We start from the raw sequence: 18805 nt of genomic DNA, 5'->3' as shown, positions 1-18805 counted from the left end.
AGTGTTGACGGTCGGTAGGGTCCCCAGCTGTCCGGGTCCCGTCCCGGTCGACGACTGTGAGGTGGAAGAGTGCAACTGAGCCCGCACGAACAGGAACGCCTGCTCATCCATGTGGCGGCCGACGTGGCCGAGAAGCGCCGGGCCCGTGGCGTGCGGCTCAACCACCCCGAGGCCGTCGCGCTCATCACCTCCCACATCCTGGAAGGCGCCCGGGACGGCCGTACCGTCGCCGAGCTGATGGCCTCCGGGCGCAAGGTGCTCACCCGTGACGAGGTCATGGACGGCATCCCGGAGATGATCCACGACGTCCAGGTCGAGGCCACCTTCCCCGACGGCACCAAGCTCGTCACCGTCCACGACCCCATCGTCTGAACGGGCGGCCGCCGATGATCCCCGGAGAGATCCTGTACGCGGACGGCCCCGTCGCCCTCAACGAGGGCCGCCCCGTCACCCGCCTGACCGTGCTCAACGCCGCCGACCGGCCCGTCCAGGTCGGCTCCCACTACCACTTCGCCGAGGTCAACCCCGGCCTGGACTTCGACCGCGCCGCCGCCCGCGGGCAGCGGCTGCACATCGCCGCCGGGACCGCCGTCCGCTTCGAGCCCGGCATCCCCGTCGAGGTCGAGCTCGTCCCGATCGCGGGCCGCCGGATCGTGCCCGGCCTGCGCGGCGAGACCGCGGGCCCCCTCGATGCCACGGCGAGCGTGGGCCCCCTCGACGCCATCGAAACCGCCGGCTCCCTCGACACCACCGAACAGGACAAGGACGGCGACCGTGCCTGACCTCCACCGCGCCGTCTACGCCGACCTGTTCGGCCCCACCACCGGCGACCGCGTCCGGCTCGCCGACACCGACCTCCTCGTCGAGATCGAGGAGGACCGCTGCGGCGGCCCCGGCCGCGCAGGCGAGGAGGCCGTCTTCGGTGGCGGCAAGGTCGTCCGCGAGTCCATGGGCCAGGCCCGCACCACCCGCGCCGAGGGCGCCCCCGACACCGTCATCACCGGCGCCGTCGTCATCGACCACTGGGGCGTCGTCAAGGCGGACATCGGCATCCGCGACGGGCGGATCACCGCCCTCGGCAAGGCCGGCAACCCCGACACCATGGACGGCGTCCACCCCGACCTGGTCATCGGCCCCGAGACCGAGATCATCGTCGGCAACGGCCGGATCGTCACCGCGGGCGCCGTCGACGCCCACGTCCACTTCATCTCGCCGACCGTCGTCGAGCAGGCGCTCGCCACCGGCGTCACCACCCTCGTCGGCGGCGGCACCGGACCGGCCGAGGGCACCAAGGCGACCACGATCACGCCCGGCCCCTGGCACATGGCCCGGATGTTCGAGGCCCTGGACACCTTCCCCGTCAACATCGGCCTGCTCGGCAAGGGCAACACGACGTCCCGGGAGGCGATGTACTCCCAGCTGCGCGGCGGCGCCCTCGGCTTCAAGATCCACGAGGACTGGGGTGCCACCCCCGCCGTCATCGACGCCTGTCTGGGCGTGTGCGAGGAGACGGGCGCCCAGCTCGCCATCCACACCGACACCCTGAACGAGGCGGGCTTCGTCGGCGACACCCTCGCCGCCATCGCCGGACGCACCATCCACGCGTACCACACCGAGGGCGCCGGCGGCGGGCACGCCCCCGACATCATCACGGTCGTCTCCGAGCCGTACGTCCTGCCCAGCTCGACCAACCCGACCCGGCCGCACACCGTCAACACCATCGAGGAACACCTCGACATGCTGATGGTCTGCCACCACCTCAACCCGGCCGTCCCCGAGGACCTCGCCTTCGCGGAGTCCCGCATCCGGCCCTCCACCATCGCCGCCGAGGACGTCCTGCACGACCTGGGCGCCATCTCGATCATCTCCTCCGACTCCCAGGCCATGGGCCGGATCGGCGAGGTGATCATGCGGACCTGGCAGACCGCCCACGTCATGAAGAAGCGGCGCGGCGCCCTCCCCGGCGACGGCCGCGCCGACAACCACCGGGCCCGCCGCTACGTCGCCAAGTACACGATCAACCCGGCCGTCGCCCAGGGCATGGACCACCTCATCGGCTCGGTCGAGCCCGGCAAGCTCGCCGACCTCGTCCTCTGGGAGCCCGCCTTCTTCGGCGTGAAGCCGCTCATGGTCGTCAAGGGCGGTCAGATCGCGTACGCGCAGATGGGCGACGCCAACGCCTCCATCCCCACGCCCCAGCCGGTGCTGCCCCGCCCGATGTTCGGTGCGCTCGGCCGGGCCGCCGCGGCCGGTTCGGTCAACTTCGTCGCCCAGGCGGCGATCGAGGACGACCTGCCCCGCAAGCTCGGGCTGCACAAGGAGTTCACCGCCATCGGCTCCACCCGGCGGGTGACCAAGGCCGACATGCGCGAGAACGACGCCCTGCCCCGGGTCGAGGTCGACGCCGACACCTTCTCGGTGACCATCGACGGCGAGACGGTCGAGCCGGCCCCCGCCGCCGAACTGCCCATGGCCCAGCGCTACTTCCTCTTCTGATGACACTCTCCGCACTCCTCGTGCTCGCCGACGGGCGGTTCCCCGCCGGCGGGCACGCCCACTCGGGCGGCGCCGAGGCCGCCGTCAAGGCGGGCCGCCTCAAGGACGCCGCCGACCTGGAGTCCTTCTGCCGGGGCCGCCTGCACACCACGGGCCTCACCTCGGCGGCGCTCGCCGCCGGAGCCGCGCACGGCCTCGACCCGTACGAGCTCGACGCGGCGGCCGACGCCCGGACGCCCTCGGCCGCCCTGCGCGCCGCCGCCCGCAGACTCGGCCGCCAGTTGATGCGGGCCGCCCGCGCCACCTGGCCGAGCCCCGAACTCGACGCGCTCGCGGCCGCGTTCCCGCGCGGAGCCCACCAGCCCGTCGTCCTCGGCACCGCCGCGCGGGCCGCCGGACTCGGCCCCGAGGACGCGGCGCACTGCGTCGCGTACGAGACGGTCGGCGGCCCGGCGACCGCGGCCGTCCGTCTGCTCAGCCTCGACCCCTACCAGGCCACCGCCGTCCTCGCCCGCCTCGCCCCCGAGATGGACCAGGTGGCCGCCCGCGCCGCCGCGGCAGCCCGGGAGGGCATCGACGCCCTGCCCGCCGCCTCAGCGCCGCTGCTCGACCTCACCGCCGAGCAGCACGCGGCCTGGCCCGTCCGCCTCTTCGCGTCCTGAGCACCGCCTGAGCAACCCCCGAGCAACCCCCTGAGCACCGCCTGAGCCACCCCCGAGCCCCCCACCCTGATCACCCGGGAGCCCCCATGCACCTCGACCACGGCCACACCCATCACGGCGCCGTCTCCGCCGACGCCCACCGCCCCGACGGCACCCGCCGCGCCCTGCGCATCGGGCTCGGCGGTCCGGTCGGTTCAGGCAAGACCGCCACCGTCGCCGCCCTCTGCCGGGACCTGCGCGAGACCCTCTCCCTCGCCGTCGTCACCAACGACATCTACACCCGTGAGGACGCCGAGTTCCTGCTCCGCAACGCCGTCCTGCCGCCCGAGCGCATCCAGGCCGTGGAGACCGGCGCCTGCCCGCACACCGCCATCCGCGACGACATCTCCGCCAACCTCGAAGCCGTCGAGGACCTGGAGGACACGGTCGGACCGCTCGACCTCATCCTCGTCGAGTCCGGCGGCGACAACCTCACCGCCACCTTCTCCAAGGGGCTCGTCGACGCCCAGATCTTCGTCATCGACGTGGCCGGCGGCGACGACATCCCGCGCAAGGGCGGGCCCGGCGTCACCACCGCCGACCTCCTCGTGATCAACAAGACCGACCTCGCCCCGCACGTCGGCTCCGACCTGGAGCGGATGGCCCGGGACGCCAAGGAGCAGCGCGGCGAACTGCCCGTCGCCTTCACCTCCCTGCGCGGCGAGAACGGCGTCGCGCCCGTCGCCGACTGGGTCCGGGCACAGCTCGCGGCGTGGACCGCGTGAGCCTGCGCGCCACCGCCCGGATCGCCGCCGCCGCCGACGGCGGACTGCCGCTCCTGGTGAGCGACGGCCCCCTCGCCCTGCGCCGCACCCGGGCCGCCGGACCGTACACCCGGGTCACCGTCGTCGGGGCGATGAGCGCCCCGCTCGGCGGTGACCGGCTCGCGATCGAGACCGAGGTACGGGACGGGGCCCGGCTCCTGGTCGACTCGGCCGCCGCCACCCTGGCCCTGCCCGGCCGGAGCGCCGACCCCGCCACGTACGACGTCCGGATCTCCGTCGGCGAGGGAGCGGAACTCCGCTGGCTGCCCGAGCAGCTCGTCTCCGCCGACGGCTCGCACCTGCGGATGCGCACCACCGTCGACCTCGCGCCCACGGCACGGCTCGTCCTTCGCGAGGAACAGGTCCTCGGCCGGCACGGCGAACCGCCCGGCACCCTCACCACCCGCCTCACCGTCCGCCGAGCCGGCCGCCCCCTGCTCGACCAGGAGCTGTCCTTCGGCCCCGGAGCGCCCGGCGGTTGGGACGGCGGCGCGGTCCTCTGCGGCCGACGGGCCACCGGCCAACTCCTCGTCGTCGACCCGGCGTTCGCCGAGAAGCCGGTGGAAGCGCGGCTGTACGGGGAGAACGCCGTGGTCAGCCCGCTCGCCGGACCCGCCGCCCTCGCCACCGCCGTCGCCCCGGACGCGCTCGCGCTGCGCCGGCTCCTCGACGCGGTCTTGTCCGAACTCGCCCCGTTCTGACCCTCTCCCGAAGCTGTACCGCTCAGCGGTACACCGCTCACCGGTTATTGGTTCGGCAAAGAAACACGTGTACGCCCTTTCATCCTGAGCCCCAGGGACGAAAGGATCCCCCGGACACACAGACGCCTTCTGGGGGAGGATCATTGAGACGCACAGCAGTGCTCGGTTCGGCCGGCACTCTGATAGCGGGCACGCTCATGGCGACCGCACTCGCGGCACCGACGGCCGGTGCCGTCACCGGTAACGACCGGGACGACGAGGCGCACGGCGCGACCATCGCCGCCGCCCAGGCCGCCAAGGCCGGAATCGACTGGCAGGACTGCCCGGCAGACTGGGGCATCGCCTCGCCCATCCAGTGTGGCTGGGTCACCGTCCCGGTCGACTACGCCAAGCCCAACGGCAAGAAGATCAAGCTCGCCGTGGACCGCGTCAAGGCCACCGGCACCGCCGGTGAGCGCCAGGGCGCGCTGCTCTACAACCCGGGCGGCCCCGGCGGTTCCGGCCTGCGCTTCCCGAAGCGGGTCACCACCAAGAACCCGATCTGGACGAACACCGCCAAGGCGTACGACTTCGTGGGCTTCGACCCGCGCGGCGTCGGCCACTCGGCGCCCATCTCCTGCGTCGACCCGACCGAGTTCGTCAAGGGTCCGAAGCTCGACCCGGTCCCGGACAGCGAGGCGGACAAGCTCGCCCAGCGCAAGCTGGCCGCCGAGTACGCCAAGGGCTGCGCCGAGAAGAGCGGCGACATGCTGCCCTACATGACGACCCGGAACACCGCGCGTGACCTGGACGTCATCCGGGCCGCGCTCGGCGAGAAGAAGCTCAACTTCATCGGCGTCTCGTACGGCACCTACCTCGGCGCCGTCTACGGCACGCTGTACCCGAACCACGTGCGCCGCATGGTCGTCGACAGCGTGGTCAACCCGGCGAAGCACAACATCTGGTACCAGGCCAACCTGGAACAGGACATCGCCTTCGAGGGTCGTCTGAAGGACTGGATGACCTGGGTCGCCCAGCACGACGCGACCTACCACCTCGGGGACACCCTGGCGGAGGTCCAGCAGCAGTGGGTGACCCTGCGCGCCGCCGCCAAGAAGGCGCCCCTGGGCGGCAAGGTCGGACCGGCCGAGCTCATCGGCTTCTTCCAGAGCGCCCCGTACTACGACTCCTCGTGGGCCCCGGTCGCCGAGGCGTGGAGTGCGTACGCCCAGGGTGACCCGCAGCCGCTGATCGACGGCGCTGCGGCGGACCTCACGGACACGGCCGGCAACATCTCGTCGGAGAACGGCAACGCCGTCTACACCGCCGTCGAGTGCGCCGATGCCGCGTGGCCGACCAACTGGAACAAGTGGAACCGGGACAACTCGGCCCTCCACGAGCAGTACCCGTTCATGACCTGGGCGAACGCCTGGATGAACCTGCCGTGCGCGACCTGGTCCGCACCGCAGCAGAAGCCGACCCAGGTCAAGACCGGCAAGGGCCTGCCGCCGGTGCTCATCGTCCAGTCCGAGCGTGACGCGGCGACGCCGTACGCCGGCGCGGTCGAGCTGCACAAGCGCTTCAAGGGCTCGCGTCTCATCACCGAGAAGAACGCGGGTTCGCACGGCGTCACCGGCCTGGTGAACTCCTGCATCAACCCCAAGGTCGAGACGTACCTGCTCACCGGCAAGGTGGACAGCCAGGACGTGACGTGCGAGCCGCACGCCACGCCCCAGCCGTAACACCCGCACCACAGTGAGGGGCGGTCGCCGCACGGCGGCCGCCCCTCCGCCGTGCGCGGGGTCAGCCGCGCGAGGCCAGCCAGGCGTCCTCCGCCGCGTAGTCGAACCAGTCCTGCCCGTACTTGGCGAGGTTCGGGAACGCCTCCAGCCAGTCCCGGCCCGCGAGCCGTCCCGCCAGCCACTCCACCGTCGCGGGCAGCGACTCCGCGTACCCCACCACCGGCCGGTAGCCCAACTCCCGCTCCGCCGCCGTCATGTCGTACACGATCGGCGCGTCCAGGCCCCACGGCGTCTCACCCACGATGCCCACCGGCGGCGGCCCGTCCACCAGTACCGTCTCGCTCTCCACACCCACGACCGCGTCCACCGCGGCGGCGATCTCCACGACCGTCGGCGCCTCCGGATCGGCGGCGTTCAGCACCCGCGTGCCCGGCCGCGCCGCCGCGAGCCGGATCAGCTCGGCCAGGTTGTCCACGTGCGCCGGATGGAAACGCGACACGCCGCCGTACGCGAGCACCCGCACCGGCCGCCGGTCGAGCGCCCGCTTCACGAAGAACAGCTCGCGCGGCGACCGGCAGTGCGGTCCGTGGATGGCCCCCGCCCGCAGCAGCGTCGTCGGCAGCAGCTCCCCGGCCGCCGTCAGTGCCCGCTCCAGGGCGATCTTCCGGGTGCCGTACGTGCTCTCGCCCGGGGCCACCGTCGCCAGGGACTCCGGGATCGGCACCGGATAGCGCGGGAAACCGTCCGTCTGGTCCTGGGTGTCGAAGCTGCGCCCCTTGTCGTCCTCGTACACCGCCCCGCTGGAGATCACCACCGCCGAGCCGATCCGGTCCGCGAGACCGGTCAACTGGGCGGCGTGCCCCGCGCCGTACGCCACCATGTCCACCAGGACGTCGGTGCCCTCGCCGAGCGCCGACGCCAGCGCGCCCTCCTCGTCCCGGTCCAGCCGGACCGAGCGCACCTCCTCCGCCCATCCCTCGTCCCTGGCGCCGCCCCGGGAGGCGGCCGTCACCTCCCAGCCGTCCGCGACGAGCGCCCGCACGGCCGCCCGCCCCACCTGTCCCGTCGCACCCAGCACGAACGCGTTTCCCTTGGTCATGACCGGGACGCTACGGGCGACCGGGGCGGTGGCCCAGGGGATTGCGCCGTGCGCGGATCCGCCCTCAGCGTTCCCCTCGGGGGAACTTATCGGGGGGTGCGGCGCCACCCGCCTCCGCGGCCTTCACCACCGCCGCGTAGTCGTCCACGTACTCCTGGCCCGACAGCCGCAGGATCTCGTACATGATCTCGTCCGTCACCGCGCGGACCACGGCCTTCTCGCCCGCCGACCCGGCGAACCGCGAGAAGTCCAGCGGCTCGCCGAACCGGATCGTGACCCGGCGGATCCTCGGCACGACCTTCCCCGGCGGCTGGATCTCGAAGGTCCCCACCATCGCGCACGGCACCACCGGGACCCCCGCGGTCAGCGCCATCACCGCCACCCCCACCTTGCCCTTGTACAGCCGCCCGTCGTGCGAACGCGTCCCCTCCGGATAGATCCCCAGCAGCTCGCCGCGGCCGAGGACACCGAGCCCCTCCCGGATCGCCGCCTGCCCGGCCTCCTTCCCGGACCGGTCCACCGGGATCTGCCCGGCGGCCCGGAAGAAGGCGGCCGTCAGCCGGCCCTTGAGACCCGGCCCCGTGAAGTACTCCTGCTTCGCGAGGAAGGTGATCCGCCGGTCCAGGACGACCGGCATCAGGAAGTGGTCGGAGAAGGACAGATGGTTGCCCGCGACGATCGCGGCCCCCTCCTCCGGGATGTGTTCGAGCCCCTCGATCCGCGGCCGGAACAGCAGCCTGAGGAGCGGTCCGAGCAGGACGTGCTTCATCAACTGGTAGAACACCCGCGACCCCCGTTCGTCGTCCGTCACGCCCGTTGTATCCCCGCACGGGCCCGTGGTCCACTGGTGGGGGAGCGTCACATGACAGGCGAGCGCGGGGCCAGGCGCCCCGGCCGCGTCCTCACCGCGCTGCTGTGCGCGCTGACGGCGGCCGGGCTGTACGGCTGCTCCGACTCGGGCCGGCCCGAGCCGAGCCCCACGCCGACCTCCACACCCGCCACGACGCCCGCCACGAAGCCCCCCTCCCTCTCGCCCTTCACCGGTCTCCCCGCGCGGCCCGCCCCCGTCCTGGCCGTGAAGCTCGACAACGTACCGGCCGCCCGCCCGCACACCGGGCTCGGCGCGGCCGACCTCGTCTACGTCGAACAGGTCGAGGGCGGCGTGACCCGCCTCCTGGCCGTCTACTCCTCCCACCTCCCCGACCTCACCGGCCCCGTCCGCAGCGCCCGCGAGTCCGACATCGCGCTGCTCGCCGACTTCGGCCGCCCGGCCCTCGCGTACTCCGGCGCCCAGAGCGCCCTGACCCCCCTGCTCCGGGCCGCACCCCTCGACCTCCTCACGGAGAGCAGCGCACCCCAGGCCTTCCAGCGCTCGGCGCGGCGCCCCGCCCCGCACAACCTCTATCTGCGCCCCGGCCGCGCCCTCGCCGCGGCCCCCGGAGCGGACGACGCCCGGGACATCGGCCTCCGCTTCGGCCCCGCCCCGCCCGGCGGCACCGCCGTCGCGCGGTCGACCGTCCGCTACCCGGCGGCGCGCTACACCTTCACCTGGTCCGCCGCGGACCACGCCTGGCGGGTGGCCATGGACGGCCGCGAGGCCCGCGCCACCGACACCGGCCCGCTCACCCCGGAGACGGTCGTCGTCCAGCGCGTCACGGTCCGCCCGTCCCGCTTCCACGACAAGTTCGGCTCGGTCTCCCCGTACAGCGAGACCGTCGGCACCGGCACCGCGCTCGTCCTGCGCGACGGACGCGCCCACGAGGCGCGCTGGTCCCGCCCGTCGCCCACCTCCGGCACCACCTTCACCACCCCGGACGGCGCGCCCCTGCCCCTCGCCCCGGGCCAGACCTGGATCGTCCTGGCCCCGCGCGCGTAGGAGTGGCTCGGCCGGTCAGCTCGTGGTACCCGGCGGGCGGGGGCGTGGAGCGGGGGGTACGGTGCTGTCCGCCGCCGCCATCCCGATCGTCGCCACGATCAGTACCACCAGGCCGAACCAGAGCCAGCCACTGCTGCCGAGCGCCACCGTGTAGGTCGTCGTCAGCACCAGCGCGGCGCAGGTGAGCACCGTCATCGTCTTCGTGGGACCGGACATGAGCCCGCCCTTCTCCCGACCGAGGCCGTGGAAGCCGTCCAGCCCATCGTGACCCCGCGAGAGGGGCGCGCGCTACTCCCCGGACGCTCCGGCGTGCGCCGGAACGCGAAGCGGGTCCGAGCCGGCGGGCCCTCGAACGCGAAAGGGTCCGGCGCCGCGAGCGGCACCGGACCCTGAGAAGGACCGTGGATCGGGATCCGGAACGTCAGCGGCTCCGCGCCCGCAACGAGGCCAGATACGCGTTGTACGCCTCCAGCTCCTTGTCGCCGTCCCGGTCGGCCGCCCGGTCCAGGCGGACCGCCTGTCGCTGCTCGGAGTGGTACCACTGGTAGACCAGCGCGATCAGGACCAGCACGGAGGGGATCTCGCTGAAGGCCCAGGCGATGCCGCCCGCCGCGTTCTGGTCGGCGAGGGCGTCGATCCCGAGCGAGGCCGGCGGGTTCTTGTACGCCTCCACCAGCGGCTCCGTCGCCATCATCATCGCGATGCCGAAGAACGCGTGGAACGGCATGCCCGCGAACAGCTCCAGCATCCGCATCACGTACCCCGGCCGGTGCGGGCCCGGGTCCACGCCCATGATCGGCCAGAAGAAGACCACGCCGACCATCAGGAAGTGCACCATCATCCCGATGTGCCCGGCCTTCGAGCCCATCAGGAAGTCGAAGAGCGGCGAGAAGTACAGCGCGTACAGGCTCGCGATGAACAGGGAGATGGTGAACGCCGGGTGCGTGATCACCTTCATGTACCGGCTGTGCAGCAGCTTCAGGAGCAGCTCGCGCGGCCCGAGCGAGCCGCGGGCCGCCACCGGCAGCGCCCGCAGCGCGAGGGTCACCGGCGCGCCCAGCAGCAGCAGGATCGGCGACAGCATGGAGATGACCATGTGCTGCACCATGTGCACGCTGAACATGACCATGCCGTAGTCGTTGAGCTTGGTGCACATCACGAGCGCGACGGTCAGCACGCCGACCGTGAAGAGCACCGTCCGGCCGACCGGCCACGCGTCACCGCGCCGCCGCAGCCGCGCCACGCCCCACCCGTACAGACCGAGCGCCGCCAGGCATCCGATCAGGAAGAACAGGTCGGGAGAGAACTCGAGGCCCCGTCCCAGCGTGAACGGCGGCAGATCCGTGGTCATGCCGTGCCCGCTGTGATCCATCCGTACACTCCTGGAGCCCGATTCGCGCTTGTTGTCCGCACCAGACTAGAACCGCCCCCGGCCGCGACTGCGACCGGGGGCGGATGTCACGTACGGGAGTCGTCAGAGCACGCACTCCGCCTCGGCGTACCGGTCGGCCGGGACCGTCTTGAGGGTCTCCACGGCCTGGGCCAGCGGGACCATCGTGATCTCCGTGCCGCGCAGCGCGGTCAGCATGCCGAACTCGCCGCGGTGCGCCGCCTCGACGGCGTGCCAGCCGAAGCGGGTCGCGAGGACGCGGTCGTACGCGGTCGGGGTGCCGCCGCGCTGGACGTGACCCAGGATGACCGGGCGGGCCTCCTTGCCGAGGCGCCCCTCCAGCTCGGCGGAGAGCTGGTTGGCGATCCCGGTGAACCGCTCGTGGCCGTAGATGTCGGTGCCGGCGGTCTTGAAGTCCATCGAGCCCTCGCGCGGCTTCGCGCCCTCGGCGACGACCACGATCGCGAACCGCTTGCCGGCCTCGAAGCGCTCGCCGACCCGGGCGGTCAGCTCGTCGATGTCGAAGGGGCGTTCGGGGACGACGACGGCGTGCGCGCCGGCGGCCATGCCGGAGTGCAGCGCTATCCAGCCGGTGTGGCGGCCCATGACCTCGACGACGAGGACCCGCTGGTGGGACTCGGCGGTGGTCTTCAGCCGGTCGAGGGCCTCGGTGGCGACGGTGACGGCCGTGTCGAAGCCGAAGGTGACGTCGGTGGAGGCGATGTCGTTGTCGATCGTCTTGGGGACGCCGACGATCGGGAGGCCCGCCTCGGAGAGCAGGTTCGCGGCCTTGAGGGTGCCCTCGCCGCCGATCGGGATGATGGCGTCGAGACCGAGGTCGGCGACATGGCCCTTGGCGCGCTCGACGCCGCCGACGAGATGTGCGGGCTGGACCCGCGAGGAGCCGAGGATGGTGCCGCCCCGGGCCAGGATGCCGCCCACCGCGTCGAGATCGAGCTTGCGGTAGTCGCACTCCAGCAGGCCCTTCCACCCGTCGTGGAAGCCGATGACCTCGTCGCCGTGGTCGACGACGGCGCGGTGCACGACGGAACGGATGACAGCGTTCAGACCGGGGCAGTCTCCGCCGGAGGTGAGCACGCCAATGCGCATAGCCCAAAAACCTTTGCAACGTGGGCCGACTCCCGGACCACGTCGTCCGGCTGGATCCCCGCCACCCTATCGCCGCAGGGTGGCGGGGCCGAACCGGATGTCCGCACAGTGGACAACGTACGTTCGTACGAGGGACCGGCGGCGGTGCGCGGATTGACTCAGGCGGGCTGCGTCGCCGCCGCGATGCGCTCGGCGCGCAGGGCCTCGTACCAGCGGTCGTCGGTCGGCGGCAGCGCGTTCACGTCGAGGGCCAGCTTCAGGAGCAGGTCCGCGATCTGCGGGTTGCGGGCCATGACGGGGCCGTGCATGTACGTACCGAAGACGGTGTCGTTGTACGCGCCCTCGGTGCCGTCGCCGGTCCCGTTGCCGTTGCCGTAGACGGTCCGGGCGAAGGGCCGGGCCGTCGGGCCGAGGTGGGTGATGCCCTGGTGGTTCTCGAAACCGGTCAGCTGGGGGAGGCCCAGGCGCGGGTCGATGTCCGCGAGGACGTCGCCGACGCAGCGGGCGCCCTCGCCGCGGGTCGAGATCACGTCGATGAGCCCGAGGCCGGCCTCGCGCTCGCCGAGGTCGTTGATGAACTCGTGGCCCAGGATCTGGTACCCGGCGCAGACCGAGAAGATGATCGCGCCGTTCGAGGCGGCCCGGCTGAGGCCGCCGTCCCGGCGCAGCCGCTCGGCCGCGAGCCGCTGCGGACGGTCCTCGCCGCCGCCGATCAGGTAGATGTCGCCCGAGGTGGGGACCGGCTGGTCGCTGCGGACGTCGACGCGCTCGACGCTCAGACCGCGCTGTTCGGCGCGGCGCTGGACGACGAGGACGTTGCCCTGGTCGCCGTAGGTGCTGAGCAGGTCCGGGTAGACCCAGACCAGGCGCAGGCTGCTGTCACTCATGCTGCAAGTCCTCTACGGGTCAGTTGCCGACGCGGCGGCGGACGTCCTGGAAGGCGGTGTAGTTGGCGATCAGCTCGATCTGCCCGGGCGGGGCCATCGTGACGGCCTCGTCCAGCGTCTCGCAGACGCGGAAGTCCACGCCCGCGACCTCCAGGCGGACCGCCAGGTCCAGCTTCCGGTCGCCGATCACCATGATCGGGTGGCCGGCGAGCCGGCCGTAGTCCACGTCCCACAGCCAGGAGGTGTCCGTGCCGTCGGCGCCCCGCGCGTTCACCGAGAGGATCACCGGTGCGGGCGGCCCGTCGATGAGGGAAAACGTTTCGAGCCAGCCGGCCGGGTTCTTCGCGAGCAGCAGACGCAGGTCGCGGTTCTGGAAGGAGACCACGTCGTAGCGTCCGGCGACCGCCTGCACCTGGTACATGCGCTCCAGGGCCACCTGGGGCGGCACCCCGAAGACCGCGGCGACGGCGGCCGAGGTGGTGGCGTTCGCCTTGTTGGCGCGGCCGGGCAGCTGGAGCCGGATCGGCCAGGCCGAACCGTGCGGGTCGAGCACGTGGTCGCCGCTGAGCGCCCAGCTCGGCGCGGGACGGCGGAAGCCGCACTCGCCGCAGAACCAGTCGTCGCCCGGACGCTGCATCACACCGCCGCAGGCGGGGCACGACCAGGCGTCGTCCTTCCACTCCTGGCCGGCGGCGACCCACACCACGTTCGGGGAGGAGGAGGCGGCCCACACGATGAGCGGGTCGTCGGCGTTGGCGATGACCACGGCCTTGGTGCCGTTGAGGCCCTCGCGCCACTTCTCCGCGAGCATCCGGGTCTCGGCCGCGCGGTCGAGCTGGTCGCGCGAGAGGTTCAGCAGCGCGATCGCCTTGGGCGTGGTGTCCCGTGCGACGCCGGCGAGGTACTTCTCGTCGACCTCGATGACGCCGAACTTGGACTCCGAGCCGCCTGCCAGCGCCGAGGTGATGCCGGCGGGCATGTTGGCGCCCAGGGCGTTCGAGACGACGGGGCCGGCGGCGCGCAGGGCCTCCGCGATCAGCCGGGTCGTCGTCGTCTTGCCGTTCGTCGCCGACACCAGGACGACGTCCAGATGCTGCGCGAGCCGACCGAGCAGGTCCGGGTCGAGCTTCAGCGCCACCCGGCCGCCGATCACCGATCCGCTGCCGCGCCCCGCCGCACGCGACACCGCGGCCGCGGCCTTGCCCGCCGTCACGGCCAGCTTGGCGCGCGGCGACAGCGGCTCTGGATTACCGGGGTGTCCTGACATCGTTCTTGTTCCTCCTTGCGTCGGTCCGGGCTCAGCCTATCGAGATCCGGCCAGCAGCCCGAACAGCGGCACCGCAGAGCGGCCCGCGGAAACCGTGAGGTCACGGCGGACCGTACCCTTACGGCCATGCGAAACCGCCCCATCCCCGGCAGTTCCGGCCTCGTCCGAGCGATGACGCTCCTCGGCGACCCCGTGCTGCACACGCCCTGCGCGCCCGTCACCGACTTCGGACCCGAACTGGCCCGGCTCGTCGAGGACTTGTTCGCCACGATGTACGCGGCGAACGGCGTGGGCCTGGCGGCGAACCAGGTCGGCACGGGCCTGCGGGTCTTCGTGTACGACTGCCCCGACGACGAGGAGAACCGCCACCTGGGCCATGTGGTGAACCCCCGCCTGGTGGAGGCGGACGGCGACGTGATCCGGGGCCCCGAGGGCTGTCTCTCCCTGCCGGGCCTGGAGGCGTCGACGCCCCGCTTCGACCGCGCGGTGGTGGAGGGCGTACGCCTCGACGGCACTCCGGTACGGGTCGAGGGCACGGGTTTCTTCGCCCGCTGCCTCCAGCACGAGACGGACCACCTGGAGGGCGGGGTCTACGCGGACCACGTCACGGGGTGGCGCAAGTCACGTCTGCTGCGCACGATCCGCAAGCAGCCGTGGGGCGGCAAGGCGTCCGTACTGGAGGGAAGTCCCTAGGGGGGTCTGACCATTCCGGTCGGGTCCGGCCCTAGAAGCCGGGCCCGCCCGGGAGGTCGTCCGCCTCGGCGAGGCGGCCCCAGAGCAGGTCGGCCAGGCTCTTGACCAGGTCCGCGCGGGAGCAGGGGCGCTCGCCGAGCCACCAGTCGCCGGCCGCGTGCATCATGCCGACGATGCCGTGGCCCCAGATCCGGGCCTGGGCCTCGGCGGCCGGTCCCAGGTCGACGCGCTCGGCGATGACCTGGCCGAGCTCCTCGCCCATGCGGCGGAGCAGCGGGGCCGAGTGGCGGCCGACGTCGAAGCCCTGCTCGACCTGGCTCGGCTCCTCCGCCGGGTGCATGAGGAAGCGGTAGACCTGGGGCATGGCCTCGATGGAGGCCAGGTAGGTGTCGAGGGTGGACTCGACGCGGCGGCGCCGGTCGGCGGGGGCGTCGAGCGAGGCCCGGAGCGAGGCGAGCAGCGCGTCCGTGTGCCGGGTGGCGAGGGCGCGGTAGAGGCCGCCCTTGTCGCCGAAGTGGCGGTAGAGGATCGGCTTGGTGATGCCGGCCTCGGCGGCGATCGCGTTCATGGACGCCTTGGGGCCGTCCCGGAGCACCACCCGGTCCGCCGCCTCCAGCAGCTCGCGGCGCCGCTGCTCGGCGGGCGTCTGCTGGTCGGTGGTCCGGTGTGCGATGTCCATGTGCGTGTCTCCCCGCCCGTGCGAATTCGTGAGGCTGTCGCAACGTAACACCCGGCCGGGATCCGATGTCGGTCGGGCCGAACCGCTCCCCTGCAGGTTGACAGCCTCTACCCACCGGTAACAGACTGCTGTTACCGCAAGTAACGTCATGCTGGGAGGGAACTATGGGCGAGTTCACGCTCGAACTCAACGAGGACCAGAAGCAGGTCCGCGACTGGCTCCACGGCTTCGCCGCCGATGTGATGCGCCCCGCGGCCGCCGAGTGGGACGAGCGTGAGGAGACTCCCTGGCCGATCATCCAGGAAGCGGCCAAGATCGGCATCTACTCCCTCGATTTCTACGCCCAGCAGTTCTTCGACCCGACCGGCCTCGGCATCCCCATGGCGATGGAGGAGCTGTTCTGGGGCGACGCCGGCATCGCCCTCTCCATCGTCGGCACCGGCCTCGCCGCCGTCGGCGTCCTCGCCAACGGTACAGAGGAGCAGATCGGCACCTGGGTCCCGCAGATGTACGGCGACGCGAACGACGTCAAGGTCGCCGCCTTCTGCTCCTCCGAGCCCGACGCCGGCTCGGACGTCGCCTCCATGCGCACCCGCGCCGTGTACGACGAGGCCAAGGACGAGTGGGTCCTCAACGGCACCAAGACCTGGGCGACCAACGGCGGCATCGCCAACGTCCACGTCGTCGTCGCCGTCGTCGACGCCGAGCTCGGCTCCAAGGGCCACGCCTCCTTCATCGTGCCGCCGAACACCCCCGGCCTCTCCCAGGGCCAGAAGTTCCAGAAGCACGGCATCCGCGCCTCCCACACCGCCGAGGTCGTCCTGGAGGACGTCCGCGTCCCGGGCCACTGCCTCCTCGGCGGCAAGGAGAAGCTCGACGAGCGCCTCGCCCGCGCCCGCGAGAAGGCCAGGGCGGGCGGCGAACGCGTGAAGAACGCCGCCATGGCCACCTTCGAGGCCTCCCGCCCGGCCGTCGGCGCCATGGCCGTCGGCACCGCCCGCGCCGCGTACGAGGTCGCCCTCGACTACGCCAAGACCCGCGTCCAGTTCGGCCGCCCGATCATCGAGAACCAGGGCGTCGCCTTCCAGCTCGCCGACATGGCCACCCAGATCGACGCCGCCCGCCTCCTCGTCTGGCGCGCCTCCTGGATGGCCACCGCCGGCAAGCCCTTCACGGCCGCCGAGGGCTCCATGTCCAAGCTGTACGCGAGCGAGGTCGCCAAGAAGGTCACCGCCCAGGCCATCCAGATCCTCGGCGGCAACGGCTACACCCGCGAGTACCCGGTCGAGCGCATGCACCGCGACGCCGCCATCTACACGATCTTCGAGGGCACGAGCGAGATCCAGCGCATGGTCATCAGCCGCGCGCTCGCGAAGTAGCCGCCGCTCACACCAGGCAGAACTCGTTGCCCTCCGGATCCTGGAGGACCACCGCGTAGTAGTCCATGCCGTTCGGCTCGTCCATCGTGTACAGGACGGTGGCGCCGAGCGCCGTCAGCCGGGCCACCTCGCCGTCCACCCGCTCGCGGCGGAGGGCGAGGGGGACCTCGCGGCCGCCGCCGACCTTCAGGTCGAGATGGAGGCGGTTCTTGACGGTCTTGGGCTCCGGGACCCGCTGGAACCAGATCCGGGGGCCCACGCCCTTCGGGTCGACGATGGACTCCGGGAGCTCCCCGGCGTCCTCGCCGAGCTCGTCCTCCGGCACGCCGATCGCCTCCCAGTACGCCCGCCAGGTGGCGTGCCCGGCGGGCGGCGGGTCGGGGACGTAGCGCAGGGCGTCCAGCCAGAAGGGCACCAGGCGCTGCGGTTCGGCGCAGTCGATGGTCAGTTGCAGTGTCAGCTCGGGTCGTTCCATGGGAACGAGCCTCCCAGACGCCACTGACAGTGGCCTCTTTCGAGCCAACCGGCCAGATCCAGTCGGGTGTTCATGCGTACCTACCGGTGAGTCACCACCTGCGGAAGAATCGTTGCGCACGCGACGATCGAGGGGGAACCGTTCATGGCCGTCACCACAGGTACCGAGGCACCCGAACTCGCGGGACTACCGCTGCTCGGCTCCATGTTCGACCTCAAGAACGACTCGCTGGGCACCTTCCTGCGCGCCCGGCGCGAGCACGGCGACGTCGTGAAGATCACCGCGGGCCCGCCCGGGATCCGCGCCACCGTCTACGGCGTCTTCTCCGCCGAGGGCGCCCAGCAGGTCCTCGCCGGGGAGTCGGCCAACTTCCGCAAGGACAACGCCTTCTACCAGGAGGTCCGCGAGTCCTTCGGCAACGGCCTGCTCACCAGCCAGGACGAGGACTACCTCCGCCAGCGGCGCCTCGTCCAGCCGCTCTTCACCAAGCGCCGCGTCGACGGCTACGCCGCGGCCATAGCAGCGGAGGTCGGCACCCTCACCGGCGAATGGCAGGACGGCGGCGCCGGGACCGTCGACGTCCTCCACGAGATGACCCGGCTCGCCCTGCGCGCGGTCGCCCGCATCCTCTTCGGCACCGACGTCGACACGGCCGTCGAGATCGTCGAACGCAGCTTCCCCGATGTCGGCGCCTACGTGCTGAGCCGCGGCTACTCCCCGCTCAAGGTGCCCCGTGACTGGCCCACCCCCGGCAACCGCAGGGCCGCCGCCGTCCACGAGGCGCTGTACGAGGTCTGCGACCGGATCATCGCCGAGCGGCGCCGCTCCGGCCGGGCCTCCGCCGAGGGCGACGACCTCCTCACCCTCCTCGTCGAGGCCGAGAGCGCCGAGGACGGCAGCTTCGACGCCACCGAGCTGCGCGAGCAGGTCCTCGTCTTCCTGCTCGCCGGCCACGAGACCACCGCCACCTCCCTCGGCTTCGCCCTCCACCTCCTCGGCCGCCACCCCGAGGTGCTGAAGCGGGCCCACGAGGAGGTCGACCAGGTCCTCGGCGGCCGCACCCCCGGCGCCGCCGACCTCGACGCGCTGCCCTACGTCACCCGGGTCCTCAAGGAGGCCATGCGCCTCTACCCCGCCGCCCCCGTCATCGGGCGCCGCGCCGTCGCCGCCACCGAGGTCGGCGGCGTCACCATCCCGGCGGGCGCGGACGTCATCGTCGCCCCCTGGGTCACCCACCGGCACCCCGCCTACTGGGACGACGCGGAGCGCTTCGACCCGGACCGCTTCACGCCCGAGGCGGAGGCGGCCCGCCCCCGGTACGCCTGGTTCCCCTTCGGCGGGGGGCCGCGCGCCTGCATCGGCCAGCACTTCTCGATGCTGGAGTCGGTGATCGCCCTGGCGATGATCCTCCAGAAGTACGGCTTCGAGGCCATCGACACCGAGGTGCCCGTCAGCTCCGCCATCACCCTCCAGGTGGCGGGCCCGGCCCGCTGCCGCCTGGTGCCGAGGACGGCGTAGCCGCTCCCCGTACGGGAGCGGCCCGACCGGGGCCGCTCCCGTCGCCCGC

The 18805-nt window shown here is 72.4% G+C and carries 20 protein-coding genes; 11 read left to right on the top strand and 9 right to left on the bottom strand.

Features of this window, described 5'->3' with window-relative positions; all coding sequences use genetic code 11:
• Window positions 1–69: 69 nt before the first annotated feature.
• From ACN9M0_RS04050 to ACN9M0_RS04020, 7 genes are all read left to right on the top strand, one after another.
• Window positions 70–372 (top strand): urease subunit gamma, encoded by a 303-nt coding sequence (locus ACN9M0_RS04050; protein WP_030686168.1) that lies wholly within the window; start codon window positions 70–72, stop codon window positions 370–372.
• Window positions 373–386: 14 nt separating this feature from the next.
• Window positions 387–782: an urease subunit beta gene (locus ACN9M0_RS04045; protein ID WP_426403121.1), complete on the top strand. Its 396-nt coding sequence runs from the start codon at window positions 387–389 to the stop codon at window positions 780–782.
• Window positions 775–2496, top strand: a complete 1722-nt coding sequence (locus tag ACN9M0_RS04040; protein ID WP_366035488.1) for an urease subunit alpha — start codon at window positions 775–777, stop codon at window positions 2494–2496. Before ACN9M0_RS04045 ends, ACN9M0_RS04040 begins: the two co-directional genes overlap by 8 nt.
• Window positions 2496–3158, top strand: coding sequence for an urease accessory protein UreF (locus ACN9M0_RS04035; protein WP_366035487.1), 663 nt, complete (start codon window positions 2496–2498; stop codon window positions 3156–3158). The genes ACN9M0_RS04040 and ACN9M0_RS04035 overlap by 1 nt, the downstream gene beginning before the upstream one ends.
• Before the next feature lie 86 nt (window positions 3159–3244).
• Window positions 3245–3922, top strand: coding sequence for an urease accessory protein UreG (ureG, locus tag ACN9M0_RS04030; RefSeq protein WP_366035486.1), 678 nt, complete (start codon window positions 3245–3247; stop codon window positions 3920–3922).
• On the top strand, window positions 3919–4662 hold the full coding sequence (locus ACN9M0_RS04025; RefSeq protein WP_426405280.1) for an urease accessory protein UreD: 744 nt from the start codon (window positions 3919–3921) through the stop codon (window positions 4660–4662). Before ureG ends, ACN9M0_RS04025 begins: the two co-directional genes overlap by 4 nt.
• Before the next feature lie 143 nt (window positions 4663–4805).
• Window positions 4806–6383, top strand: coding sequence for an alpha/beta hydrolase (locus tag ACN9M0_RS04020; RefSeq protein ID WP_366035485.1), 1578 nt, complete (start codon window positions 4806–4808; stop codon window positions 6381–6383).
• A gap of 61 nt (window positions 6384–6444) precedes the next feature.
• On the opposite strand, the gene ACN9M0_RS04015 is transcribed toward ACN9M0_RS04020, so the two are convergent.
• A complete protein-coding gene (locus tag ACN9M0_RS04015) occupies window positions 6445–7482 on the bottom strand; it encodes an NAD-dependent epimerase/dehydratase family protein (protein ID WP_426403120.1) in 1038 nt (345 codons plus the stop codon).
• Between the two features lie 64 nt (window positions 7483–7546).
• A complete protein-coding gene (locus ACN9M0_RS04010; RefSeq protein ID WP_399700020.1) occupies window positions 7547–8251 on the bottom strand; it encodes a lysophospholipid acyltransferase family protein in 705 nt (234 codons plus the stop codon).
• Between the two features lie 93 nt (window positions 8252–8344).
• Between ACN9M0_RS04010 and ACN9M0_RS04005 the strand changes: the two genes are divergently transcribed.
• Window positions 8345–9358, top strand: a complete 1014-nt coding sequence (locus ACN9M0_RS04005) for a DUF3048 domain-containing protein (RefSeq protein WP_426403119.1) — start codon at window positions 8345–8347, stop codon at window positions 9356–9358.
• Window positions 9359–9373: 15 nt separating this feature from the next.
• On the opposite strand, the gene ACN9M0_RS04000 is transcribed toward ACN9M0_RS04005, so the two are convergent.
• The 5 genes from ACN9M0_RS04000 to ACN9M0_RS03980 form a co-directional block, all read right to left on the bottom strand.
• Complete coding sequence (locus ACN9M0_RS04000; RefSeq protein ID WP_366035482.1) at window positions 9374–9574, bottom strand: hypothetical protein; 201 nt, start codon at window positions 9572–9574, stop codon at window positions 9374–9376.
• Between the two features lie 205 nt (window positions 9575–9779).
• A complete protein-coding gene (locus tag ACN9M0_RS03995; RefSeq protein ID WP_366035481.1) occupies window positions 9780–10730 on the bottom strand; it encodes a cytochrome c oxidase assembly protein in 951 nt (316 codons plus the stop codon).
• Between the two features lie 102 nt (window positions 10731–10832).
• Window positions 10833–11858, bottom strand: a complete 1026-nt coding sequence (locus ACN9M0_RS03990) for a 6-phosphofructokinase (protein WP_366035480.1) — start codon at window positions 11856–11858, stop codon at window positions 10833–10835.
• Window positions 11859–12016: 158 nt separating this feature from the next.
• Window positions 12017–12745 (bottom strand): type 1 glutamine amidotransferase, encoded by a 729-nt coding sequence (locus tag ACN9M0_RS03985; protein ID WP_366035479.1) that lies wholly within the window; start codon window positions 12743–12745, stop codon window positions 12017–12019.
• A 19-nt stretch (window positions 12746–12764) separates the two neighbouring features.
• Window positions 12765–14012, bottom strand: a complete 1248-nt coding sequence (locus ACN9M0_RS03980; RefSeq protein ID WP_366035478.1) for a Mur ligase family protein — start codon at window positions 14010–14012, stop codon at window positions 12765–12767.
• A 126-nt stretch (window positions 14013–14138) separates the two neighbouring features.
• Here ACN9M0_RS03980 and def point away from each other — a divergent pair, with 126 nt between their 5' ends.
• Complete coding sequence (def, locus tag ACN9M0_RS03975) at window positions 14139–14705, top strand: peptide deformylase (RefSeq protein WP_426403118.1); 567 nt, start codon at window positions 14139–14141, stop codon at window positions 14703–14705.
• Between the two features lie 31 nt (window positions 14706–14736).
• Here def and ACN9M0_RS03970 read toward each other — a convergent pair whose 3' ends face one another.
• Window positions 14737–15384, bottom strand: coding sequence for a TetR family transcriptional regulator (locus ACN9M0_RS03970; RefSeq protein ID WP_366035476.1), 648 nt, complete (start codon window positions 15382–15384; stop codon window positions 14737–14739).
• A gap of 164 nt (window positions 15385–15548) precedes the next feature.
• Here ACN9M0_RS03970 and ACN9M0_RS03965 point away from each other — a divergent pair, with 164 nt between their 5' ends.
• Window positions 15549–16763 (top strand): acyl-CoA dehydrogenase family protein, encoded by a 1215-nt coding sequence (locus tag ACN9M0_RS03965; protein ID WP_426403117.1) that lies wholly within the window; start codon window positions 15549–15551, stop codon window positions 16761–16763.
• A gap of 7 nt (window positions 16764–16770) precedes the next feature.
• Here ACN9M0_RS03965 and ACN9M0_RS03960 read toward each other — a convergent pair whose 3' ends face one another.
• The gene (locus ACN9M0_RS03960) at window positions 16771–17238 is read right to left on the bottom strand and encodes a VOC family protein (protein ID WP_366035474.1); all 468 of its coding nucleotides are present in this window, start codon (window positions 17236–17238) and stop codon (window positions 16771–16773) included.
• 144 nt (window positions 17239–17382) lie between these two features.
• On the opposite strand from ACN9M0_RS03960, the gene ACN9M0_RS03955 reads away from it, so the two are divergent.
• Complete coding sequence (locus ACN9M0_RS03955) at window positions 17383–18756, top strand: cytochrome P450 (protein WP_366035473.1); 1374 nt, start codon at window positions 17383–17385, stop codon at window positions 18754–18756.
• Window positions 18757–18805: the final 49 nt, after the last annotated feature.

The sequence above is a fragment of the Streptomyces sp. R-07 genome, from assembly GCF_049913175.1.
Taxonomy (GTDB): Bacteria; Actinomycetota; Actinomycetes; order Streptomycetales; family Streptomycetaceae; genus Streptomyces.
This window is presented reverse-complemented; position numbering and strand designations above follow the sequence as displayed.